This window comes from Lentzea aerocolonigenes, assembly GCF_000974445.1.
Classification (GTDB): Bacteria; Actinomycetota; Actinomycetes; order Mycobacteriales; family Pseudonocardiaceae; genus Lentzea; species Lentzea aerocolonigenes.
Genome location: NZ_BBOJ01000001.1, coordinates 553,540 through 573,191, shown reverse-complemented (window position 1 = coordinate 573,191; position 19,652 = coordinate 553,540). Strand labels below are relative to the sequence as shown.

Sequence of the window (19,652 nt, the reverse complement as noted above, 5' to 3'; positions counted from 1 at the left end):
GAAAAACTCGCGATTCAAGATTTTTTCGAATGGGAGGCAACCGCGCCTTCCGGAAAAGCGTGAGCAGAGCGGGGACGCGTGTGTCCCGCGTGCCGCAGCGCCGCACCCGCCAGCACGAAGAGCACGCCGAGGAAGGCGAGTCCGAGCACGCTGGCGCCGGTCCTGGCCAGCGCGACCCTCGTGCCGCCGCCGCCCGTGCCACCGGTCGCGACCTGCTCGCCGTCCGGGGTGCCCGGCGGTGCGGGAGCCGGGCCCGGAACCACGCCGAGCCAACCCTGGGCCTTGGCGTCGGCTCCCACGTGGATGTAGGCGTTGTTCTCGTCCTCCACCTTCCACGGACCGTCGATCCACGCCCAGTACTCACCCGGCGGAACCTGATCCAAATACGCACGTCCGTTGGCGTCGGTAACCGCGTCCGCGACCACGGCGCCGTACTCGCGGTCGGTCATCAGCGCGATCCGGGTGTTGGGCACGGCCTCGCCGGGGTCCACTCTCGAGTTCTTGTTGACGTCGTGCGCGAGCACGAGGTCAACCGCGCCGAACCGGCCGGGAACGCTGGCCCAGTCGTAGCCGGACGGACCGTCGGTGTTGTGCACCGGGTTCGGCGCGAAGTCGCACGCAACGGCCACCGCCCGCGCTTCCAGCGCCTTGGCGGGCACCTTTTCGGTGGCGACGATCGTCCGCGTCTCACCGGGAGCGAGCGTCACGCCCTTGGTGCCCGGACGCAGGTCGCCCCACCCTTCCGGCATGGGAGTGATGCGCATGCGGCCGCCGAGCTGGTTCAGCTCCGCGTTCCGGTTGCACCCGGCCTGAACGCCGCGGATCTCGCGGTCGCTCGTGTTCGTCAACGTGACGGTGATCTTGGCGATGTCCCCGGCCTGGTAGGTGGACTTGTCGAGCACCACCGTCGCCTTGAGCGACTCGCGGAAGGGGCGCTCCGCACGTGCGACGAGCTCGACGGGCTTGCCCGGCTCCACCCGGAACCGGGGTTTGTCACCGTCGAGGTGCACGGCCCAGCCGTCGGCCAGCGTGTAGTTGATCGAGTAGTAGCCGGACGGGATGCCCTTGTAGTGGAAACGACCGTTGTCGTCCGTCGAGCCCCCGTAGCCCCTGAGTGGCGTACCGCCGCCGAGCTCCAGCTCGGCGCGGACGGCACCCTCGCCCGGATCCATCTGCCCGTTGCGGTTCTTGTCGGTGTAGACGACACCGATGATGTCACCAGCGGTCTGGACGATCTCGACATCGCCCGTGGCGCTGAAGAGACCCGAAGTGCCGGCGTGGTAGATCTCCGCCATGACGGTCAGCTTCTCGTCCCAGAGCTGGCGGATCTTGCCGGAGACGCTGACCGTGCGGGACTCGCCCGCGGGAATCCGCACGCCGGGACCGTCCTCGCGCAGATCGCCGAACTGCTCGCCGGCTACCTCCAGCGTGCTGAACGGGGCGACTCGGACGTGCTCGGCGGGCTGGCCGCCGACGTTCGTGATCGTCAGGTCCACGCTGATGGTCTCGTGCACCTCGTAGCGAGGCTTGCCGAACTTGATCGAAGCCTTCAGCTCGGCGGGAACTGCGCGCTTGAGGATCCGGTGGCCGGAGCCCGCGGGCTGGGTGATCCGCACCTGGGCGGTCTCCTGGAACGCCCACGAGCCGCGGACCACCGCGTCGTAGTCGCCGACCGGGAGATCAACGAACTCGAGCTTGCCGTCCGCGCCGCTCGTGCGCATGGCGATCTGCTTGCCGTTCTGCGGCTGCAGCAACGCGACCTCCACGCCCTGCACCACCTCGTCCGCGTCGATGCGCGAGTCGGCGTTCCGGTCCTCGCCGACCACCATCGTGTAACCGCCGTTGTCGCTGGTCACGACTGCCTCGTCGTGCAGGGTCGGTCCGTCCTTGTTGAAGCCGTAGTTCGGCACGAACTGGCAGTCCAGGGTGACCTTTCCCTCCCTGCGCGACCTGTCGGGGAGCTGCGCGACGGCCGTGAACGTGCGCTGCTCACCGGGCTCGAGCGCGACGCCGGACCCCCACAGCCCAGGCCATCGCTGGGGGCCGAGCCCGATCCCGCTGTGGTTGGTGTTGCACGAACCCTCGATACCGCTGATCCGGCGATCCGAGATGTTGGCGATGGTCACCGTGGTCGTCGCGGACGACGGGTAGTGGTAGCTCTCGCGGTCGAGCGATCCGGTCACCGAGAGCCGCTCGCGGTACGGCCGTTCGGCGCGTGCCGTCACCCTGGTCGTGTTGTCGGCGGTGACCTCGACCACGTAGTCGCGGCTGCTGTCGTGGTGCACCACCCAGCCGTCGGCCAGTTCGTACAGCGGCTGGTAGTAGCCGGGTTCGAGGTCGCGGAAGACGAACTCGCCGTTCGCGTTCGTGGTCGTCTTGGGACTGTTCTCCACGCGGACGGTGTAAGCCGTCACGACAACACCGGAGAGCGCCTCGCCGGCGTCCTGCACCGTGTTGGCGTTCCTGTCGGCGTAGAGAACGCCCGTCAGGCTGTCCTTCGTGGACAGAACCTGAAGCGGCGCCGGCGCGGAGGCCGACGGGGTGGAAGGGGTCGTCACGACCGGAGGTGTCGTGGTCGTCGGCTCGTCCTGCGCCAACGCGGGCGTCGTGCCGAACGCCAGCAACGCGACGGCCGTCAGAACCGCGAACCTGACCGCCCTACCAGACAAGGAAGCCCCCACGTGCGGAAACTACCCCGGAGAGTCGCACCCGCCCAAGCGCCGGGGATTTTCCTCTCACCAGGGCAACCGGCCCCTCGCGTCGAGCGTGAGCACTGCGAGGACGACTGCGTCCGTCGCGCGGTGGCATGCTGGTCGCCGTGACACCGGAGGACCTGGCACACCTGCGCCGGGCACGTGACCTGATGGACCGGGAGTACGCCAGGCCGCTGGACGTGCCCGCGATGGCCCGCGCCGCCCTGATGTCACCGTCGCACTTCTCCCGCCAGTTCCGCGCGGCCTACGGCGAAACCCCGTACGGCTACCTGATGACCCGGCGGATCGAGCGCGCGAAAGCATTGCTGCGCCTGGGAAAGCTGTCGGTGACCGAGGTCTGCGTCGAGGTCGGCTGCACCTCCCTCGGCTCGTTCTCCGCCCGCTTCACCGAACTCGTCGGCGAGACGCCCTCGGCCTACCGCGCGCGGTCGCACTCCGCGCTGGCCTCGGTGCCGGCCTGCCACCTCAAGGGTCTGACGCGACCGAGCAGGTTTCGAGAAGCGCCGCGAACCCCGCCTACCTAGAGTTTTGCCCATGAAGCTCTCGCACACGTTCCTCTTCGTCCACGACCAGGACGCCGCGCTGAAGTTCTACCGCGACGTCATCGGCCTCGAAGTCCGCACCGACGAGACCGTCGAGGACGACTACCGCTGGCTCACCGTCGGCTCCCCGGACCAGCCGGACCTGGAAATCGGTCTGTCCCGCATCGGCCCGCCCGTCCCACCGACCGACTACGAGGCGCTGCACTCGTTGCTGGCCAAGGGATCCCTGCAGGGCATCATCTTCGAGGTCGACGACGTGGACGCGAAGTTCGAACAGGTCCGCGCGGCCGGCGCCGAGGTCCTGCAGGAGCCGATCGACCAGTTCTACGGCGTCCGCGACTGCGCGTTCCGCGACCCGTCGGGCAACATGATCCGCTTCTCGTCCGCTCGGTAAAAGCACTTCTGGTTTCCTCGGCGGCGTGCTTCAGTAGTTCCCTCTGGCGCACACACAGACAAGGTCGATGCCATGGCAGCCCCGGACACACCGGGTGCCTTTGCCGTGCCCGGTGACACCCACGTAGTTCTTCGTGCGATCACCAGGAGCATCCACCTTGAAGTGGTACACCTCTTTCTTCACTGATCTGGCCAACACCTTCTGGCGCGGCGCCGTCCAGCCCGCGCAAACGTCAGCCGAAATCGACTTCGTCGTCGGGCTGGGGACCGGCCACCGCGTGCTGGACGCGCCGTGCGGCAGCGGCAGGCACAGCATCGAACTGGCCCGCCGCGGCTACTCGGTGACCGGCCTGGACATCTCGCCGGAGGCCATCGCTTTCGCCCGCGCGGCAGCCCCGTCGCTCGACTGGCGGCTGGGCGACGTGACAACGCTGGGCTCGCTGGGCGTCGAAGCTGACCTGGCGCTGTGCATGGGCAACAGCTTCGGCTACCTGGACCACGAGGAGTCGCAACGGTTCCTCTCCGACCTGGCAGCCGCCGCACCGGTGCTGGTGCTCGACTACGGGTGCGCGGCGGAGTCGTTGCTGCCTTCGCTGCCGGGCGAGATCCGGATGTCGGCGGGCAGCGTCGACATGGTCGCGGCCAACAGGTTCGACGTGGCCTCTGGCCGACTGCTGATCGACTTCACGTTCACCTGCGGTTCGCGGGTGCAGCGGTCGACGTGTGTGCAGCACGTTTACACGGCTGGTGAGCTGAGTCGGATGTTGGTGGAGGCCGGGTTCGCGTCGGTCTCGTTGTTCGGGGACACCGACAGGAGTCCGTTCGGGGTCGGCAGTCACCGGTTGCTGGCGGTGGCTCGGCGCTGAGAACGAGAAGGGCCGGGGCGTCGGCCCCGGCCTTTCTGAACTGCGGAAGCGGAGGGATCTTCTCGTTTGCGATGGTCAGACCGAGGCGAGCTGCCCGTCGGCCCACTGGCGGGCGGCGTTCGCCATACGCTGCTTCCACGGCTGTGGGTCGCTGGTAGCGATGTCGGTCCACATTTCGACGTTGGCGCGGGCGAACACGCCGAGCGCGGTTCGAGGGGCAGAAGCCCACGCGCGCGTGCGGCTCACGAGTTGCTCGGCCTGTGCGGCGGTGTGCCCGGCAGCGATCAGCCGGAGGGCGAGGCAGCACGGATCGATCCACGCGGCACCGCGAGTCGGCCATGCCCAGTCGATCATCCGGGGCGTGCCGTCCGGGGTGATCAGAATGTTGTCCGGGTTGTAGTCGGTGTGCAGCAGCGTCTCGCCGCCGAGCAACTCGGCCTCGGCGTCGTCGATGTACCCGCGCCACCGCTTCCGCGCATCCTTCAACGGCAGGTCCGGCACCGGAAGCGACGTCAGCGTATCGACAGCCACCACGACGGCAGGGAGGTCCGGCGAGCCAGGCGCGTAATCAGGATGGCGTCCGGCGACGTACTCGAACGCCAGGACGTCCCAACCGTCGGCGTCGTCGAGCCGCCACAGCAGCGCCGGGGCGAGCGGCTGCACATGCGGGTTGATCGTGGCCTCGCGCTGTTGCGCGACGACACCAGGGTGATCGGTGCGGACGCCCTTGACGAACACCTGTCCGCCGGGGGTTTCCAGGACTGCGGCGAGCGCTGAATTCATCCCCTGCGACAGAGTGCGTGCCGCCGTGATCTGCCCAACCTGTGCGCCGATCGCGTTGCGCAAACCGGCGGGCAGGCTGCCCCACTCGATGCGTTCTTGCATGTTCCTCGACCATCGTCGTCCGCCCGTGAACGGGGCGAGGCTAGCCGACACGACAAAGGTGGCCGGACGCGACGCGCGTCCGGCCACCTGGTTTCATGACAACCCGATCAGTACGGGTTGTCGTCCGATGCAGCGCAGTTGCACCGGTTGTAGGCACCGAGCACCTCGACGTCGTCGACCATCACGACGGCGTCGGCTGCAATCGGCGCCTCCGACTGTTCAAGCGTCCCGCCGACTGCAACAGCAGCCGACGGCGGCAACAGATCGAGCATCACCACGGACATGCGTAATCACCTCCCCCCGTGCTGGCAGTAGCGCTCAAGGGGTGCCTTCGCCGCCTGGTACAGCTTCGCCAGAGGGCGACAGGTCCAGCAGGTTCCCGACAGCGCGCACCCGGAACAGCCGCCGGTACGTCCCATGAGCGAGTCAGCGACACCGGCGAGTTGACGCAGGGCATCGAGGCCGCGGTCGACGAGCGAAAACTGTGCGTCGCGACCAACCTTGCAAATGCTCGCCATGCCGTACGGGTCAGCGTGAAAGTGCGTGTGTCCGGCGCCGCACCCGGTGAACGGCCTGCGGGCGCGCAGGAACTCGGGCGACTGCGACGGCAGCGTTTCCGCACCGCCGTAGATCGTGGGCGAGATGTTGGAGTACACGTTGTAAGTGGCGCCGAGGCCCTCCGCGAACGCCTTCATCTCGGCGAGTTCGTGCTCGTTCCGATCGGTGATCACAAGGTTGAAGTGCAACGGCAACCCGTGCTCGTGGGCCGCCGAGATGCCCGTCGTGAACGCCTTGTGTGAGCCGCGCCGCGCCGTCACCGCGTCGTAGACCTCGGTGCTGGCTCCGTAGACGCTGACCGTGATCCGGTACGGGCGTCGTGCGGTCAGCAGGTCGAGGATCGGCGGCGAGTGCAGGCGCGACCCGTTGGTCGAAATGGTGACCATCATCCCGAGGTCCCATGCGGTCGTATAGACCTGCGGGAACAGCTTGTCGATCGTCGGCTCGCCGCCGGTGAGCTGCACCCACAGCACCCCGGCGTCGCGCATCGTGTGCAGTAACTGCTCACGGTCGCTCCATTCGAGCCCGTCGAACTCCTTCACCCCGAGGTAGCAGTGCGGACAGTCGTAGTTGCACCCGAGGTTCAACTCGTACGACGCGCGGCCGTACCCGTGCTCCGACGGCTCGCGGACCTTCACCGCATCGGCAAGCGGCCTGCCCGTGATTTCGATGCCCCAACGCTGCTGGGCTGCATCGACCAGCCACTGTGGACACGTGCTGTCCGCGCGCGTCGACAGTGCGAGCAGCTCCTCGAACCTTCCGGAACCGATCTTCAGCGCTCGCTGGTCGTCCGGTTTCAACACCAGGTGGTCATTCAGGAACGGACTTGCGATGAGCGCGTGCATCAGCCTCTCCCGTGGTTGGAAGTCGTGGAGTTCCGATCAACGGCCGTGCTCGGTCGCGAGGCAGGCGGGACATGCATGGGCCGGATCGGTCGGCTTCGGGGGCGAGCTGATCGGCTCGAACGGCGCGCGGTCGCACCTCGGCGTGACCACCCCGTCGACGATCGACTCTGCCCGGTGAGAGTCCCCATCCTTGATCGACGCGTTGTGCCAGCGATCGATATCGCTGATTGGGGTAGCCATCGCCTACGCCGCAACCAGCTCGGGCAGCGTCCACACCGACTGCGCTACCTGCGGGGGTGGCTCGAACAACCAACCTTGCCGTGGTGCGAACAGCACGGGTGACTCGATCAGCTCCCGCACCTCGTCGTCGAGCTGACTTTCCAACATGGCGACCGTGAGGGCGCCCTCGTCAGCGTCGGCGTGCTGACCGTGCATCGTGACGAAAAACCAGTGCAGGCAGATTCCCGCCAACAGCAGCATGAACAAGACGAACGAACCGGTGAAGATCAGTGCGTCGGCGGCCATCGTCGCAACTCCGTTCTGGTGCATTGGGGCGAACCGGCGCCGCTCGCAGCGGCCAGCACGGTTAGGTTCTTGGGCGGGAAGCAGATCCGTCCGTCGCGATAGCGCGACGCTCGAACTCGGCAGCGAGCGAGGCGAACGTCGTCGGGTGAACCAACGGGCTTCCCACGAGACCGAACGGGGCGGTCCAGTCCGGGCCAGGCGGCAGACGCGATGCAACCGCCAGGCCTTCGCCGAAGACGACCGCAACGTCGAGGTACGGCCGCCCGCTGGGCACCGCCAGAACAACAGCCCGTCGTCTCGGCCGTGGTGATCGAGCATCGGCAGCACGTCGAAGCCAGCGCGCGTCATGCGTTGCACATCCGGGTGCATCGTCACAGCCGTCCTCGGCGCAGGGCCGCAGCACGCTCGTCACGCTTCGCCTGGTCAAGGGCGAATACCAAGCGCGCGACGAACATCAGTCCTGCCAGGACCGCGACAACGACCTCGCCGATCGTGACGCTCATCGGTCCTCACCTCCTGTTCTTGATCCGTGGTGCCGAAGGCCGCAGTTCGATCCGTCGCCTGCGGGTGGGTCCATCGGTGGAGCTCCATCGGTGGAGCACGGAACTGGCGCGAAGTCGGGGAGAACGCGCCAGTTCCGCCCACACACCATCCCGAACCAGCCCAAGCAAAGCAAGCAATCTGAGCAATCTTGCTCATTCTTACTCCGGTTGGCTGACCAGATGGCTACAGAGAGCGAGGGTTGAACACACAGGTCACCCGACGTGCCGTTGACGACAGCAGGTATTGCGCAACACCATGCAGGTAAGTGCGCAATCTTGGGAGATGATCATGAACCTGAAGTTCCTAGGCACTACGAGCAACAGCGGCTCCTGTCCGAACCTCTACAGGACGGACCGAGACACCTACGTCGTGCAGGGATACAAGGTCACCGACCCGGACGCCCTCGCCGCAGCTCGCGACCGGAACATGCTCGACACCGAGACGCTCGTCGAGATCCCGGTCGCGTTGCTCGGCTTCGCTCCGACCACGATCAACAGCGACTCGTACCCGCACGTGTACGAAACCGGCCGGAACACCTACGTCATGCAGGGCAATAAGGTCACCGACCCCGACGCCCTCGCGACTGCCCACGAGCGTGGCCTGCCGGACACCGAGACGCTGATCGAGATCACGATCGCCTCACTGGACCTCGCGCCGATGGGGGCCTGATGGCCGAACTGATCAGTCCAACTGCGTTCGCCGATCTCTTTCGCGTGTTTGAGCGGTCGGCGTGGCGATGGGAGGCCCAGGGCGAATATCACCAAGCGGACGAGGTCGAGCCGTGGCAGCGGTGGCGTGATGGCGTGCCAGTCGCCGACGATCTCGCCTGGTTGGGCGGGTGGCTGGACGACGTCCAGGCAGCTACCAGGGCCGGCAGGGCGTTTCAGCGAGTCCGGAAGCTCACCGATCCGTTGACCGAGTACCTGCGATGGCAGATGGAGGTAACCCCAGCCAACATCGAGGCCGGTGAGGAGATCCGTCTCCTGTCCGATCGGGTGGCGCGAGAGCTGGGTCTGCCTGATCACGACTTCTGGATCTTCGATGACGGCAAGGTCGCTGTACTCCAGTTCGGCCGCGAGGGCCTGACAGGAGCCGAGATCGTTACGGAACCCGCTACGGTTGCGCAGTACAAGTCCTGGCGCAATCTTGCTTGGACCGCCGCAGTTCCGTTCGACGATTTCGTGAAGACCTAGCCACCGACGAGGAGACCGTGAGCACGCCAGACGATCGCCGGATCGCGTTCGCCAACGAGCTGATCCGCGTCCGCAAGCAGGCCGGACTGAACGGCAAGCAGCTTGCGGAACGGTGCGGTTGGCAGGCGTCGAAGGTCTCCAAGATCGAGAACAAGCGGCAAGACCCCACGGACTCCGACGTCCTCGACTGGATGACCGCGGTCGAGGCGCCGGAGTCCGAGGTTGAGCGGATGCGCGAGTGGCTCCGTTCGATCGACATCGACCGTGCCTCTTGGAAGCACCAGCTCCACAAGGGCCACGCTGACAGACAGAACTACAGCAGGCAGATCGAGAGCAGCGTCTCGATCATCCGCGTGTTCGAGTTGATCGTCGTGCCGGGACTCGTGCAGATCGCCGAGTACGCTCGGCACATCTTCATCAGCGCTGCCCAGTTTCAGCAGACGCCAATGGACACCGACGACGCCGTAAGCATCCGCATCGAGCGGCAGCGAGCGCTCTACGACAGCGCGAAGAGCATTGAACTGCTCATCTGTGAGTCGGCCCTGCTGTACTACGTTTGCCCACCCGAGGTGATGGTCGCGCAGATCGACCGACTGCAAGCACTCCTCGGTCTTCGCGTGCGATTCGGCATCATCCCCTTGGGGACGAGACTTCCAACGGTGCCACCGAACGGCTTCTGGATCGTCGGCGATCGGGTCCTGATCGAGACCGTCGACACCGAGATCAACACGGAGACACCTGCCGACCTTGAGACCTACAACCGCCTGATGGACCAGCTGTGGACCGTCGCGGTGGAGGGGGACAAGGCGCGCAAGATCCTCGTTCGCTGTGCGGAGGCAGCATCAGCAGCCGCCGCTGCACAGGTGGACGACATTCCGTCGCAGGAGGGGAAGTAACCCATGGAACAGATGCAGTTCCGCAAGTCGAGTTACAGCGTCGGCAACCCAGAGCAGTGCGTCGAGGTCGCATTCGCCCGCGACGGTGTGCGCGTGCGCGATTCCAAGGGCTCGGCACTCAACCTTCTTGAGGTCGGGCCAGATGCGTGGGCAGCGTTCCTGAGGTCGTCGCGGTCATCCGCATAGGGCGCCTGGTCTGTGCCCGTGCGCCAGCGTAGGTCGCTCTTCGTCAGAAGTGACGAAAGCGTGTGTACTGGACACGCTATACGCGCTCAACCGTGTACTGCACGGAGTGCCCCTGCGCTGCGTTTTGGCAGTTCAGAGGTTATGAGCGGAAGCGGAGGGATTTGAACCCCCGGACGGTTGCCCGTCTCCCGCTTTCAAGGCGGGTGCATTCGGCCGCTCTGCCACGCTTCCCCGACGCCACCGGTGTCGTCGGCGTCAGTGCGGAAGCCTAGCCGTTCGACTCCCGGAGGTGTGTCATGACCCGGTCGAACACCTTGGCCAGCACCTCGCCCTCCTCCGGGGTGATGAGGTCGACGATGTGCTCGCGCACGCCGCGCAGGTGGGTTGGGGCCGCCTCCACCAGTTGGGCCATGCCCTTCTGGGTCAGTTCGGCCAGCACGCCTCTGCCGTCCTCTGTGCACTCGCGGCGCAGCACCAAGCCCGCCTTCTCCATGCGCGCCACCTGGTGGGAGACGCGGGACTTGGAGGAGGCGACGTCCTCGGCCAGCTGGGTCATGCGCATGCTCTGGTTGGGCTGCTCTGAGAGCCTCACCAGGATCTCGTAGTCCGCGAGTGACACTCCGTGCGTGTCCTGCAGCTCTCGGTGCAGGCGGTCCATGAGCATGGAGGAACCGTTCACGTAGGTGCGCCACGCACGCATCTCGCCCTCGTCGAGCCAGCGCGGCTCCTGCTCACTAGGTGTCACGGGAACAGGCTAGCCCCGACGATGACGATCGAGACATTCCTCTGGAAAACGTCGCGTGCGGGAGGCAGACTCCTCCGCCGTACACGCGCGTTAACCACGCCTTGAAAGGCCTCTAACCCATGAGTTCGTTCAGACGGCTTTCCGTTCTGGCGATCACCGCCGCCGCGGCCACTGTCATCAGCGCTACCGGGCCTGCCCAGGCCGATGTCCAGTCACTGCGCGGTCGGGGCACGGTTGACGTGCGCCTGATCGGGATCAACGACCTGCACGGCAACATCGAGCCGCCGTCCGGGTCGTCCGGGCGCGTCATCCTCCCGGACGGCACGACCGTCGACGCTGGTGGCGCCGCCTACAACGCGACGCACATCAAGAACCTCCAGAACGAGGTCAAGAACTCCGTCATCGTCGGGCAGGGCGATCTGATCGGCGCGTCACCGATCGTGTCCGCGCTCTTCCACGACGAGCCGACGATCGAGGTGCTCAACAAGGTCGGCATGGACGCGACCGCGGCCGGCAACCACGAGTTCGACGAGGGCTACAAGGAGCTTCTGCGCATGCAGCGCGGTGGCTGCCACCCCACGGACGGGTGCCAGTTCCGCGACTCGTACCCCGGCGCGAAGTTCCCGATCCTCGGCGCGAACGTCACGAAGGCCAAGACCGGCCTGCCTGCGCTGCCGCCGTTCTGGGTGGAGATCCGCGACGGGATGCCCATCGGCTTCATCGGCATGCCGCTCAAGGACGTGCCGATCCTGGTCGACCCGAACGGCATCAAGGAGCTGCAGTTCGGTGACGAGGTCAAGGCGGCCAACAAGTACGCCAACTTCCTCGACGCGATCGGCGTGAAGTCGATCGTCCTGCTGGTGCACCAGGGCGACCAGGTCACGTCGCCCCAGGGCGGCCCCAACGCCTGCAACGTCGCGGCCAACAACCCCGGCAGCGTCATCGCCACGCAGGTCAGCCCGAAGATCGACGCGGTCTTCTCCGGCCACAGCCACCAGCACTACAACTGCGTGGTGAAGGACCCGGCCGGCAACCCGCGGCCGTTCATCGAGGGCCTGGCGTTCGGGCGTGAGCTCAGCGTCGTCGACCTGAAGATCGACCGACGGACGCGCGACGTCATCCGCGGCGAGACCAAGGCCGACAACAAGATCGTCACGCGCACGGTCACGCCGGACCCCACCATCCAGGCGATCGTCGACCTGGCCAAGACGAAGTCCGCCCCGATCGCCAACAAGGAGGTCGGCACGATCGGCTCGGACATCGTGAGGGCGCAGAACCCCGCCGGTGAGTCGCCGCTGGGCGACCTGATCGCCGACTCGCAGCTCGAGGCCACCAAGGGCAACGGCGCCGTGCTCGCGCTGATGAACCCCGGCGGCGTGCGCGCGGACCTCACGTTCGCCAGCTCGCCGGTGGGCGAGGGCAACGGTGTGGTGACCTACGGCGAGATGTTCACCGTCCAGCCGTTCGGCAACATCCTGCAGACGGTCACGATGACCGGTGAGCAGATCAAGAACGTGCTGGAGCAGCAGTTCACCGCGGCCAGGCAGTTCGTGCTGCAGCCGTCGGCGGGCCTGAAGTACACCTGGTCGGCGGCAGCGCCCTTCGGGTCGAAGGTCTCCGGCGTCACGCTCAACGGCGCCCCGCTCGACCCGGCCGCGAGCTACCGCGTCACGATCAACAGCTTCCTGCAGGGCGGCGGTGACGGCTTCAGCGAGTTCACCAAGGCCACGAACATCACGGGTGGCGGGATCGACCTGGACGCGTTCTCCGCGTACCTGAAGGCGCACCCCGGCACGACCGCGCCCGCGCTCGACCGGATCACCAGGCAGTAGCAACAGCGTGAACGAGGGCCATCTCGGCGGCGAAAGTCGCCGAGATGGCCTTTTTCGCGTGTCGGACTGCTCCATTTGATCTAGAGTGAGGGCCGATGTCGTGGTTGCGTCGGCTCCTGCTGCTCGCCGGTCTGGTGACCGGCGCCTGGCTGCTGGGCAGCGCAGGTGAGGCGAGCGCCGACGTCAAGGTCGAGATCGACCACCTGAACGTCGAGGTGCGGCTGCCCGTCGTGGACGTGGCGGTGAAGGTGGCGACCGTCCCGCAACGGCCGGAAGCTCCTGTCCCGTCCCAGCCGGACCCGCGCGTCGAGACTCCCGCACCGGCACCCGCGACGCCTCCAGTGCCTCAGCCGGTCGTGGAAGCGCCCGTTCAGGCCGAAGCGCCGCCACAGCAGCAGCACACGCACACGACGCCGCCGTCGACGACGCGGCCCACGAACCCCGTTCCCGTCCCCCAGCAGCCGCAACCGCAGGCCGAGCAACCGATCACCGGCACGCTCCCGCAGAGCGGCGCGGGACAGGCGGGCGGAAACCAGATCCCGGCGGGCACGCTGCCGCACGCGATGCGGCCGCCCACCGCAACGACGTCTCTCGTCAGTTCCGAACAGCTGGACGTACCGCATAGCCTCCGCGCAGAAGAACCAACGTTTTCCCCCGATTGATCCAGTGCTGTCGCCTTCACGGCCACGCACAGGGATCCGTCATTCCACTCCAGGGAGAACAGTCATGCGCAAGAACCTCAACCGGACCATGTCCGCCGCCCTGCTGACCGGCGGGATCATGGTCGCGACCGCCGGGTTCGCCCAGGCGATTCCGGTCCCGATCAACGTCGACGACGAGGTCCGCGTCGGCAACCTGGTGAGCGTCCCGGTCAAGGTCTGCGGCAACGCGATCAACGTCCTCGGCGAGAGCGACGCGACCTGCGACACCGCCCCGCAGACCGCCTCGCAGCGCACGATGGCCGACGCCGCCCTCGTCTCCGCGCCGGTCACGGTGTGCGGCAACTCCGTCGGCGTCGCGGGCGGCGGCAACGGCAGCTGCGGCGCCACCAAGCCGGAGCCGCCCAAGGGTGCCGTCGAGGCCCCGGTGACCGTCTGCGGCAACGCGGCGGCCGTGCTCGGCACCGCGAGCGGTGACTGCGGCAAGACCGACGTGCCCGAGCAGCCGCAGCCGGAAGACCCGAAGCCCGAGGACCCGAAGCCGGAGGACCCGAAGCCGGAGGACCCCAAGCCCGAGCAGCCGGGCCCGAACCCCGGCAACGGCAACCCCGGTGGCGGCAACAACGGCAACAACGGTGACAACTCCGGTGGCGGCAACGCCGGGGACGACTCGGGTGCCGGCACCCCGCAAACGGGCAACAAGGCCTCGCAGCTGGCCACCCCGATCCCGAACCTGTCCCGGACCGGTGCCGACCCGCTGGAGTTCCTGCTCGTGGGTCTCGGCCTGATGTCCGCGGGCGTGATGGCCCGCCGCGGCGCGCGTCGCGTCACGAAGGCCTGATCGTTTCCTGATCGTTGTCCACAATCGCCCGGCGAGAGCTCCTCTCGCCGGGCGATTGCTGTCTGCACAGTCGATCTCCGCAGGTCACCCGTCCGACTTCACCAATTCAGGTTCTGCGTGAGGTGTTGAGATCTGCGGTGATCAAGCGCATGCTCGATAACGAGCTGGCCACCGGAAGGTGACTGAACTAGACCACCGGAGGCCACGCCCAGAAGGGGTAGGTGGTGCCGTGCAGGTAACTCCTCGCTGTGGCGAAACGCGGTCTGTTGCATCCCCGCGAGTGGATCGGACGTGACCGGTCCGGTCGCGACTGTGTAGCGACGGACACGAGGTTTCGGGTGCCCAGGCGCCATCGGCGTCGCTCGGTGCACTTCGACGCTGTTGAGCTCGGCAATCGGTGTCGTCTCATGGCGTCACCGGCTGAGCGCCACGCCAACCTTCGTGGGCCGTAGTCGTCACAACCAAATGGGAAAGCCTCGGTGCGGTGCCCCGACGTCGGGCTCCGCATCGAGGCGTGTTTGGTGCTTTATCGTTTGCGGCACCCATGGGGTCCTTAACAGGAGGATTGCGGTGCAGTTCAACGAAGGCGCGGAACTCGATCTTTCTCAGGTTTCGGACCAGCGGGGCGTGGGCGGCCGCGTCGCCGGCGTCGGCGGTGGTCTCGGCGTGGTCGGACTCATCATCTACTTCCTGGTGCAGCAGTTCACCGGCATCCAGCTGCCCGCGGGCGGCCTGGAGGGCATGGGCACCAACACCCAGGTGGAGTCGAGCCAGCTCGCCGAGAAGTGCAAGACCGGCGCGGACGCGAACCGCGACAGCGACTGCCGGGTGGTGGCCACGATCAACTCGATCCAGGCCTTCTGGACGGACCAGTTCTCCCGCTCCGGCAACACCTACCAGGTCACCAAGACCAACTTCTTCCGCAGCAGCGTGAACACGCGCTGCGGCAACGCCACGTCGGCGGTGGGCCCGTTCTACTGCCCCGCCGACGCCCAGGTGTACATCGACCTCGACTTCTTCAACGAGCTGCGCACCAAGTTCGGCGCGACCGGCGGCCCGTTCGTCGAGGCCTACGTGCTGGCCCACGAGTACGGCCACCACGTGCAGAACCTGCTGGGCACCTCCGACCGCGTCAGCTCGCGCACCGGCCCCACGTCGGACTCCGTGCGCCTGGAACTGCAGGCCGACTGCTACGCGGGTGCGTGGGGCAAGGCCGCGACGACCGTGCCGTCGTCCAACGGCAAGCCGCTGATCTCGAACATCACGCAGGAGGACGTGAACGCCGCCCTCGACGCGGCGGCGCGCATCGGTGACGACTTCATCCAGCGCGAGCTCGGTGGCGGGCGGGTCGACACGACGAAGTTCAGCCACGGCAGCTCGGCGCAGCGGCAGAAGTGGTTCACGACCGGGCTGCAGACCGGGGATCCGGCGCGCTGCAACACGTTCGACACGAACAACCTGGGCTGACAGGTCGACCCGCCGGAATTGTCAGACCCTTCTGGAAGAATAAAAGCAGGGGTCCCCTGGCGGGGGACCCCTGCGTCAGCAAGCGGGACTACGCGACGGCCAGGTGGTCGTGGTCGTCGTGCGCGGCCAGCGACATCTTGCCCGCCGATCGGGCGTCGGCACGCTTGGCACGCGGCGGCACCCCGTTGACGTCCTCAGTGGACACACCGTAGGCCGCGGTCACGAACGCGATGGCGCCTGCGTTGCGGCCCAGGGCCGTGCGGTCGATGTTGCCGAGGTTGTCGCACTTCGAGTGGTAGCACGGGTCGTAGGCGACGCCTGCCGTGCCGCCCCACTTGGCTGCCTGGGCCGCGGTCTTGACGCCCTCGGCGCCGGTGAAGAGGCCGCCGGCCGGGATGCCCTGCGCGATGAACTCGCCGTAGTCCGAACGGCCCGAGAAGTCCGTGCCCTCGGTCGGGACGCCCTTGGCCACGAAGTAGTCGGCGAAGGCCTTCTCGATCTGCGCCGAGCCGTACGGGCCGGGGCCCGCGCCGACGTTGTCCGAGTTGTCGCCGTCGTAGATGAAGTACGCGGCGTTCGGCGAGGCGACCATGTCGAAGTTCAGGTACAGCGCGATGTCCAGCTGCTGTTCGAACGTCAGGGACTGGACGTACTTGGTCGAGCCGATCAGGCCGCGCTCCTCGGCGCCCCACCAGGCGAACCTGATGGCGTTGTCGACCTTCGGGCGCGAGCCCAGCTGCAGCGCGGTCTCCAGCAGGGAGGCCGAGCCCGAGCCGTTGTCGTTGATGCCGGGGCCCACTTCGACGCTGTCGAGGTGCGAGCCCGCCATCACGACGTTGTTGGTACGGCCGGTCTTGGTCTGGGCGATGACGTTGCGCTGGGTGCGGGTCTCGAGGTGGTAGCGCATGTCGACGGTGATCGGCAGGCCGGCCTTGCCCGCCAGCGTCGTGCCGTCGGCCTTGGAGACACCGCCGGTCGGGATCTTGCCGGGGTTGGTCAGCGTCACGTTCGACAGCGGGCCGTCGACGTTGTTCGAGACCAGCACGGCGATGGCGCCGGCGGCGAACGCGTTGAGGTGCTTCTGCTCGAACGTGCAGCCGCCGCGGCGGATCAGGGCGACCGAGCCGGTGAAGTCCTGGCCGGCGAAGTCTGTGGCTTCACAGCCCGTGGTGGCGTCTTCCGGGACGACGCGCAGCGGGCCCGTCACGCCGCCGACCGGGGTCTGCGGTGAGGCGGTCATGACGATCGCCTCGTAGTTCACGCCGTCGACGCGGGCGAGCTTGGCGTCGCTGACCTGGATGTCGAAGTTGAACGTCGGCGTGGAGACGATGAAGCCCTCGTCGCGGAGCTTGCCCGCGACGTAGTCGACACTCGCGTCGTAGCCGGGGGTCAGGGCGGCGCGGGTGCCGCCGTTGCGGTCACCGATGCGCTGGAACGCGATCAGGTGCCGGTTGATGCCCTCGACGGTCACCTTCTTCGCGAGCTTCTTGGCGAGTGCGGGACCTTCGGGTTCAGTTGCGGCGGACGCGGTGGCGGTGGGGGCTGCGACCAGTGCCGAAATGGCGAGAACAGTCGCCAGCTTGGATCTGCCTGACATGAACGTTCCCCTTCGTTCGAGAGTCCGCTGAACCCTCACAAAGGGGAGACCTGGGACACAATCCACCGGTCGTCGGGTGTTCAGCTAGTGATCAGCTGAACACACTCAGCAAGGTTCTCGACCGAAACGTCCCACTCGGGGCGCACGAAGTCGGCGGCGTCCAGACGCAGTCGCACGTGCTCAAGACGTTCTCCGCGCGGTGCGACGCCGACAGTTCCGTCGTGCACGTAGCCGAGCTTCTCGCTGACGCGGGTCGACGCGTGGTTGCCGAGCCACGCCGCTGAACGCGCGATGCGGGCAGCCAGGTGGTCGAAGGCGAACTGCAACACGGCGATCCGCATCTCTGTCCCGAAACCGTTGCCCTGGAAGCTCTGGCCGAGCCACGAGCCGGTGTTCACCTCGCGCAGCACCCCGAAGTCACGGGCGCCGATCTGCTGCGTGCCGATGACCTCCCCGTCACGGCGCACCAGGAAGTTGATCACCCAGTCCTTCGCCGCGAACTTCGCGCGGGTGCCCCAGTAGTGCTGCAGCATGCTCATGCCGTTGTCGTTCGGCAGGTTGTCGGTCCACGGCACGTAGAACGGCATCTCCGACGGGTCGTGCACACCGGCCAGTGCGACGTCGACGAGCTCGTACAGCCCTTCGTCGTCGTCAGGGCGCAGTTCCAGGCGTGGGGTGCGCAGAACCAGGTTCCGCAGGGGCCAGGCGCTCATCCTCAGATGGTGCCTCCCCGGTCCAACGGATTACGGTCGACTGTATGCGTGCCATCACTGTTCGCGAACCCGGCGGCCCGGACGTGCTCGAGTGGACCGAGGTCCCCGACCCCGTGCCCGGCAAGGGCGAGGTGCTGATCGACGTCGCCGCGAGTGCGGTCAACCGCGCGGATCTCCTGCAACGACAGGGCTTCTACCCGCCGCCGCCCGGTGCGTCGGACGTCATCGGGCTGGAGTGCTCCGGCACCATTGCCGCGCTCGGCGAGGGTGTGACCGGCTGGCACGTCGGCGACGAGGTGTGCGCGCTGCTCGCCGGCGGTGGCTACGCGGAGAAGGTCGTCGTGCCCGCGCCGCAGGTCCTGCCGCTGCCGAAGGGTGTGGACGTCGTGACGGCGGCCGCGCTGCCCGAGGTCGCGTGCACGGTGTGGTCGAACGTCGTGATGGACGGCCGGTTGAAGACCGGCGAGACGTTCCTCGTGCACGGCGGTGCTGGTGGCATCGGCACGCACGCCATCCAGGTCGCCAAGGCGCTCGGTGCGACCGTCGCGGTCACCGCCGGGTCCGACGAACGGCTGCGCAAGTGCGTCGAGCTGGGCGCGGACATCACGGTCAACTACAAGACCCAGGACTTCGTGGCCGAGGTGAAGCAGGCCGACGTCGTGCTCGACAACATGGGCGCCTCCTACCTGCCCCGCAACATCGACGTCCTCGCGCAGGACGGCCGGTTGATGATCATCGGTATGCAGGGCGGGGTGAAGGGCGAGCTGCCGATCGGCAAGCTGCTCGGCAAGCGCGCGATGGTGATGGCGACCGGTCTGCGCGGCCGCAGCGTCGACAGCAAGGGCGCGATCGTGGCGCAGGTCCGCGAACACCTGTGGCCGCTGGTCGAGAGCGGTGCGGTCAAGCCGATCGTCGGTCAGGTCGTGCCGATGTCGAACGCCGCGGAAGCGCACCGGCTGCTGGAGGCGAGCGACGTCTTCGGCAAGGTCCTGCTCAGGCGAGAGCCGTAGCGGCGGCCAGCGAGGTCCGGGGAGCAGTGCGGAACTCCAGCCCGAACTCCTCGGACCACCGCGCCAGCACGGCCTGCTCGTCGGGCCGGTCGACGTCGTCCGCCAGCACCGTCGCACCGGGGGCCAGCACGGCGCGCAGCACGGGCAACGCCGGATAGCGCGAGTCACCGAAGCCCGGCCCGTCGACGAGCAGCAGGTCCACCAGACCGAACCGTTCGACGTAACCGAGTACTTCGTCGTGCACCTGCTGCGGCGCGTACCACTGGCCGTGACGTGACAACGCCGCCGGATGCCGCGACAACGGTGCGTGCACCACGCGCGCAACCGATCCCAGGCCTTCGCGACGCAGCTGCGAGGCGACGAATGCGGCCGTGCGTTCGTCGTGCTCGATGCACAGCAGATGACCGAATCCGCGCTGTTGCAGCAGCCGTGCCAGCAGCACCGAGGACGAGCCGCAGCCCAGCTCCACGAGCACGGTCCGGGCGCCGAGCACGACCTCGTCCATCACCGCGACGAGAGCCGCGGGGCGCAGGTCGCCGGAGAGCTGCGGCAGGTACTCGGTGTTGAGTGAGCCGAGGCGCTGCAGGGCCGAGAGATCGGCGAGCTCGCGGGCGAGCACGTCGTCCAAAAGATCTCCCCAGC

The 19,652-nt window shown here is 67.4% G+C and carries 22 protein-coding genes and 1 tRNA gene; 12 read left to right on the top strand and 11 right to left on the bottom strand.

Annotated features, from left to right (window positions below):
• Positions 1-14: 14 nt before the first annotated feature.
• Positions 15-2,669 (bottom strand): SdrD B-like domain-containing protein, encoded by a 2,655-nt coding sequence (locus AOM45_RS02855; protein WP_030465441.1) that lies wholly within the window; start codon positions 2,667-2,669, stop codon positions 15-17.
• 137 nt (positions 2,670-2,806) lie between these two features.
• On the opposite strand from AOM45_RS02855, the gene AOM45_RS02850 reads away from it, so the two are divergent.
• From AOM45_RS02850 to AOM45_RS02840, 3 genes are all read left to right on the top strand, one after another.
• The gene (locus AOM45_RS02850) at positions 2,807-3,238 is read left to right on the top strand and encodes a helix-turn-helix transcriptional regulator (RefSeq protein WP_030465442.1); all 432 of its coding nucleotides are present in this window, start codon (positions 2,807-2,809) and stop codon (positions 3,236-3,238) included.
• 10 nt (positions 3,239-3,248) lie between these two features.
• Complete coding sequence (locus tag AOM45_RS02845) at positions 3,249-3,650, top strand: VOC family protein (RefSeq protein WP_081901846.1); 402 nt, start codon at positions 3,249-3,251, stop codon at positions 3,648-3,650.
• A 157-nt stretch (positions 3,651-3,807) separates the two neighbouring features.
• Positions 3,808-4,515, top strand: a complete 708-nt coding sequence (locus AOM45_RS02840; protein WP_051782806.1) for a class I SAM-dependent methyltransferase — start codon at positions 3,808-3,810, stop codon at positions 4,513-4,515.
• A 75-nt stretch (positions 4,516-4,590) separates the two neighbouring features.
• Here AOM45_RS02840 and AOM45_RS02835 read toward each other — a convergent pair whose 3' ends face one another.
• From AOM45_RS02835 to AOM45_RS53405, 5 genes are all read right to left on the bottom strand, one after another.
• Positions 4,591-5,400, bottom strand: coding sequence for a phosphotransferase family protein (locus AOM45_RS02835; RefSeq protein ID WP_030465445.1), 810 nt, complete (start codon positions 5,398-5,400; stop codon positions 4,591-4,593).
• A 107-nt stretch (positions 5,401-5,507) separates the two neighbouring features.
• Positions 5,508-5,684, bottom strand: coding sequence for a hypothetical protein (locus AOM45_RS50505; protein ID WP_156093581.1), 177 nt, complete (start codon positions 5,682-5,684; stop codon positions 5,508-5,510).
• A gap of 6 nt (positions 5,685-5,690) precedes the next feature.
• Positions 5,691-6,803, bottom strand: a complete 1,113-nt coding sequence (locus AOM45_RS02830) for a radical SAM protein (protein ID WP_030465446.1) — start codon at positions 6,801-6,803, stop codon at positions 5,691-5,693.
• 243 nt (positions 6,804-7,046) lie between these two features.
• Positions 7,047-7,328, bottom strand: coding sequence for a hypothetical protein (locus AOM45_RS02825; RefSeq protein ID WP_030465447.1), 282 nt, complete (start codon positions 7,326-7,328; stop codon positions 7,047-7,049).
• A 371-nt stretch (positions 7,329-7,699) separates the two neighbouring features.
• Positions 7,700-7,831 carry a hypothetical protein gene (locus tag AOM45_RS53405; protein WP_269083624.1) on the bottom strand — a complete coding sequence of 44 codons (132 nt, stop codon included), beginning with the start codon at positions 7,829-7,831 and terminating at the stop codon, positions 7,700-7,702.
• Between the two features lie 328 nt (positions 7,832-8,159).
• Between AOM45_RS53405 and AOM45_RS52645 the strand changes: the two genes are divergently transcribed.
• From AOM45_RS52645 to AOM45_RS02805, 4 genes are read left to right on the top strand one after another with little or no spacing between them, the layout of a single operon-like run.
• Positions 8,160-8,540 (top strand): hypothetical protein, encoded by a 381-nt coding sequence (locus AOM45_RS52645; protein WP_236703062.1) that lies wholly within the window; start codon positions 8,160-8,162, stop codon positions 8,538-8,540.
• Complete coding sequence (locus AOM45_RS02815) at positions 8,540-9,064, top strand: DUF6879 family protein (protein ID WP_030465449.1); 525 nt, start codon at positions 8,540-8,542, stop codon at positions 9,062-9,064. The genes AOM45_RS52645 and AOM45_RS02815 overlap by 1 nt, the downstream gene beginning before the upstream one ends.
• Positions 9,022-9,960: a helix-turn-helix domain-containing protein gene (locus tag AOM45_RS02810; RefSeq protein ID WP_162185608.1), complete on the top strand. Its 939-nt coding sequence runs from the start codon at positions 9,022-9,024 to the stop codon at positions 9,958-9,960. The genes AOM45_RS02815 and AOM45_RS02810 overlap by 43 nt, the downstream gene beginning before the upstream one ends.
• A gap of 3 nt (positions 9,961-9,963) precedes the next feature.
• The gene (locus AOM45_RS02805; protein WP_030465451.1) at positions 9,964-10,146 is read left to right on the top strand and encodes a DUF397 domain-containing protein; all 183 of its coding nucleotides are present in this window, start codon (positions 9,964-9,966) and stop codon (positions 10,144-10,146) included.
• 146 nt (positions 10,147-10,292) lie between these two features.
• On the opposite strand, the gene AOM45_RS02800 is transcribed toward AOM45_RS02805, so the two are convergent.
• Both AOM45_RS02800 and AOM45_RS02795 read right to left on the bottom strand, forming a co-directional pair.
• A tRNA-Ser gene (locus AOM45_RS02800) sits at positions 10,293-10,377 on the bottom strand.
• A gap of 37 nt (positions 10,378-10,414) precedes the next feature.
• Positions 10,415-10,846, bottom strand: coding sequence for a MarR family winged helix-turn-helix transcriptional regulator (locus AOM45_RS02795; protein WP_051782808.1), 432 nt, complete (start codon positions 10,844-10,846; stop codon positions 10,415-10,417).
• Between the two features lie 164 nt (positions 10,847-11,010).
• Between AOM45_RS02795 and AOM45_RS02790 the strand changes: the two genes are divergently transcribed.
• From AOM45_RS02790 to ypfJ, 4 genes are all read left to right on the top strand, one after another.
• The gene (locus tag AOM45_RS02790) at positions 11,011-12,723 is read left to right on the top strand and encodes a bifunctional metallophosphatase/5'-nucleotidase (RefSeq protein WP_030465453.1); all 1,713 of its coding nucleotides are present in this window, start codon (positions 11,011-11,013) and stop codon (positions 12,721-12,723) included.
• A gap of 95 nt (positions 12,724-12,818) precedes the next feature.
• Positions 12,819-13,385: a hypothetical protein gene (locus AOM45_RS02785; RefSeq protein ID WP_030465454.1), complete on the top strand. Its 567-nt coding sequence runs from the start codon at positions 12,819-12,821 to the stop codon at positions 13,383-13,385.
• A 64-nt stretch (positions 13,386-13,449) separates the two neighbouring features.
• A complete protein-coding gene (locus AOM45_RS02780) occupies positions 13,450-14,223 on the top strand; it encodes a hypothetical protein (protein WP_030465455.1) in 774 nt (257 codons plus the stop codon).
• Between the two features lie 570 nt (positions 14,224-14,793).
• On the top strand, positions 14,794-15,690 hold the full coding sequence (ypfJ, locus tag AOM45_RS02775; RefSeq protein WP_030465456.1) for a KPN_02809 family neutral zinc metallopeptidase: 897 nt from the start codon (positions 14,794-14,796) through the stop codon (positions 15,688-15,690).
• An 88-nt stretch (positions 15,691-15,778) separates the two neighbouring features.
• On the opposite strand, the gene AOM45_RS02770 is transcribed toward ypfJ, so the two are convergent.
• Positions 15,779-17,287 carry a M28 family metallopeptidase gene (locus tag AOM45_RS02770; RefSeq protein WP_030465457.1) on the bottom strand — a complete coding sequence of 503 codons (1,509 nt, stop codon included), beginning with the start codon at positions 17,285-17,287 and terminating at the stop codon, positions 15,779-15,781.
• A gap of 80 nt (positions 17,288-17,367) precedes the next feature.
• Complete coding sequence (locus AOM45_RS02765) at positions 17,368-18,000, bottom strand: GNAT family N-acetyltransferase (protein WP_030465458.1); 633 nt, start codon at positions 17,998-18,000, stop codon at positions 17,368-17,370.
• 44 nt (positions 18,001-18,044) lie between these two features.
• Here AOM45_RS02765 and AOM45_RS02760 point away from each other — a divergent pair, with 44 nt between their 5' ends.
• Positions 18,045-19,010: an NAD(P)H-quinone oxidoreductase gene (locus AOM45_RS02760; RefSeq protein ID WP_030465459.1), complete on the top strand. Its 966-nt coding sequence runs from the start codon at positions 18,045-18,047 to the stop codon at positions 19,008-19,010.
• On the opposite strand, the gene AOM45_RS02755 is transcribed toward AOM45_RS02760, so the two are convergent.
• The gene (locus AOM45_RS02755) at positions 18,994-19,629 is read right to left on the bottom strand and encodes a class I SAM-dependent methyltransferase (RefSeq protein ID WP_236703105.1); all 636 of its coding nucleotides are present in this window, start codon (positions 19,627-19,629) and stop codon (positions 18,994-18,996) included. The genes AOM45_RS02760 and AOM45_RS02755 overlap by 17 nt on opposite strands.
• Positions 19,630-19,652 lie beyond the last annotated feature (23 nt).

Bases quoted from the DNA above. Each gene is read 5' to 3' on its own strand.
- AOM45_RS02850 (WP_030465442.1), top strand. From the start codon at position 2,807: ATGCTGGTCGCCGTGACACCGGAGGACCTGGCACACCTGCGCCGGGCA.
- AOM45_RS02845 (WP_081901846.1), top strand. From the start codon at position 3,249: ATGAAGCTCTCGCACACGTTCCTCTTCGTCCACGACCAGGACGCCGCG.
- AOM45_RS02835 (WP_030465445.1), bottom strand. From the start codon at position 5,400: ATGCAAGAACGCATCGAGTGGGGCAGCCTGCCCGCCGGTTTGCGCAAC.
- AOM45_RS50505 (WP_156093581.1), bottom strand. From the start codon at position 5,684: ATGTCCGTGGTGATGCTCGATCTGTTGCCGCCGTCGGCTGCTGTTGCA.
- AOM45_RS02830 (WP_030465446.1), bottom strand. From the start codon at position 6,803: ATGCACGCGCTCATCGCAAGTCCGTTCCTGAATGACCACCTGGTGTTG.
- AOM45_RS02825 (WP_030465447.1), bottom strand. From the start codon at position 7,328: ATGGCCGCCGACGCACTGATCTTCACCGGTTCGTTCGTCTTGTTCATG.
- AOM45_RS53405 (WP_269083624.1), bottom strand. From the start codon at position 7,831: ATGAGCGTCACGATCGGCGAGGTCGTTGTCGCGGTCCTGGCAGGACTG.
- AOM45_RS52645 (WP_236703062.1), top strand. From the start codon at position 8,160: ATGAACCTGAAGTTCCTAGGCACTACGAGCAACAGCGGCTCCTGTCCG.
- AOM45_RS02815 (WP_030465449.1), top strand. From the start codon at position 8,540: ATGGCCGAACTGATCAGTCCAACTGCGTTCGCCGATCTCTTTCGCGTG.
- AOM45_RS02805 (WP_030465451.1), top strand. From the start codon at position 9,964: ATGGAACAGATGCAGTTCCGCAAGTCGAGTTACAGCGTCGGCAACCCA.
- AOM45_RS02795 (WP_051782808.1), bottom strand. From the start codon at position 10,846: ATGCGTGCGTGGCGCACCTACGTGAACGGTTCCTCCATGCTCATGGAC.
- AOM45_RS02790 (WP_030465453.1), top strand. From the start codon at position 11,011: ATGAGTTCGTTCAGACGGCTTTCCGTTCTGGCGATCACCGCCGCCGCG.
- AOM45_RS02785 (WP_030465454.1), top strand. From the start codon at position 12,819: ATGTCGTGGTTGCGTCGGCTCCTGCTGCTCGCCGGTCTGGTGACCGGC.
- AOM45_RS02780 (WP_030465455.1), top strand. From the start codon at position 13,450: ATGCGCAAGAACCTCAACCGGACCATGTCCGCCGCCCTGCTGACCGGC.
- AOM45_RS02770 (WP_030465457.1), bottom strand. From the start codon at position 17,287: ATGTCAGGCAGATCCAAGCTGGCGACTGTTCTCGCCATTTCGGCACTG.
- AOM45_RS02765 (WP_030465458.1), bottom strand. From the start codon at position 18,000: ATGAGCGCCTGGCCCCTGCGGAACCTGGTTCTGCGCACCCCACGCCTG.
- AOM45_RS02760 (WP_030465459.1), top strand. From the start codon at position 18,045: ATGCGTGCCATCACTGTTCGCGAACCCGGCGGCCCGGACGTGCTCGAG.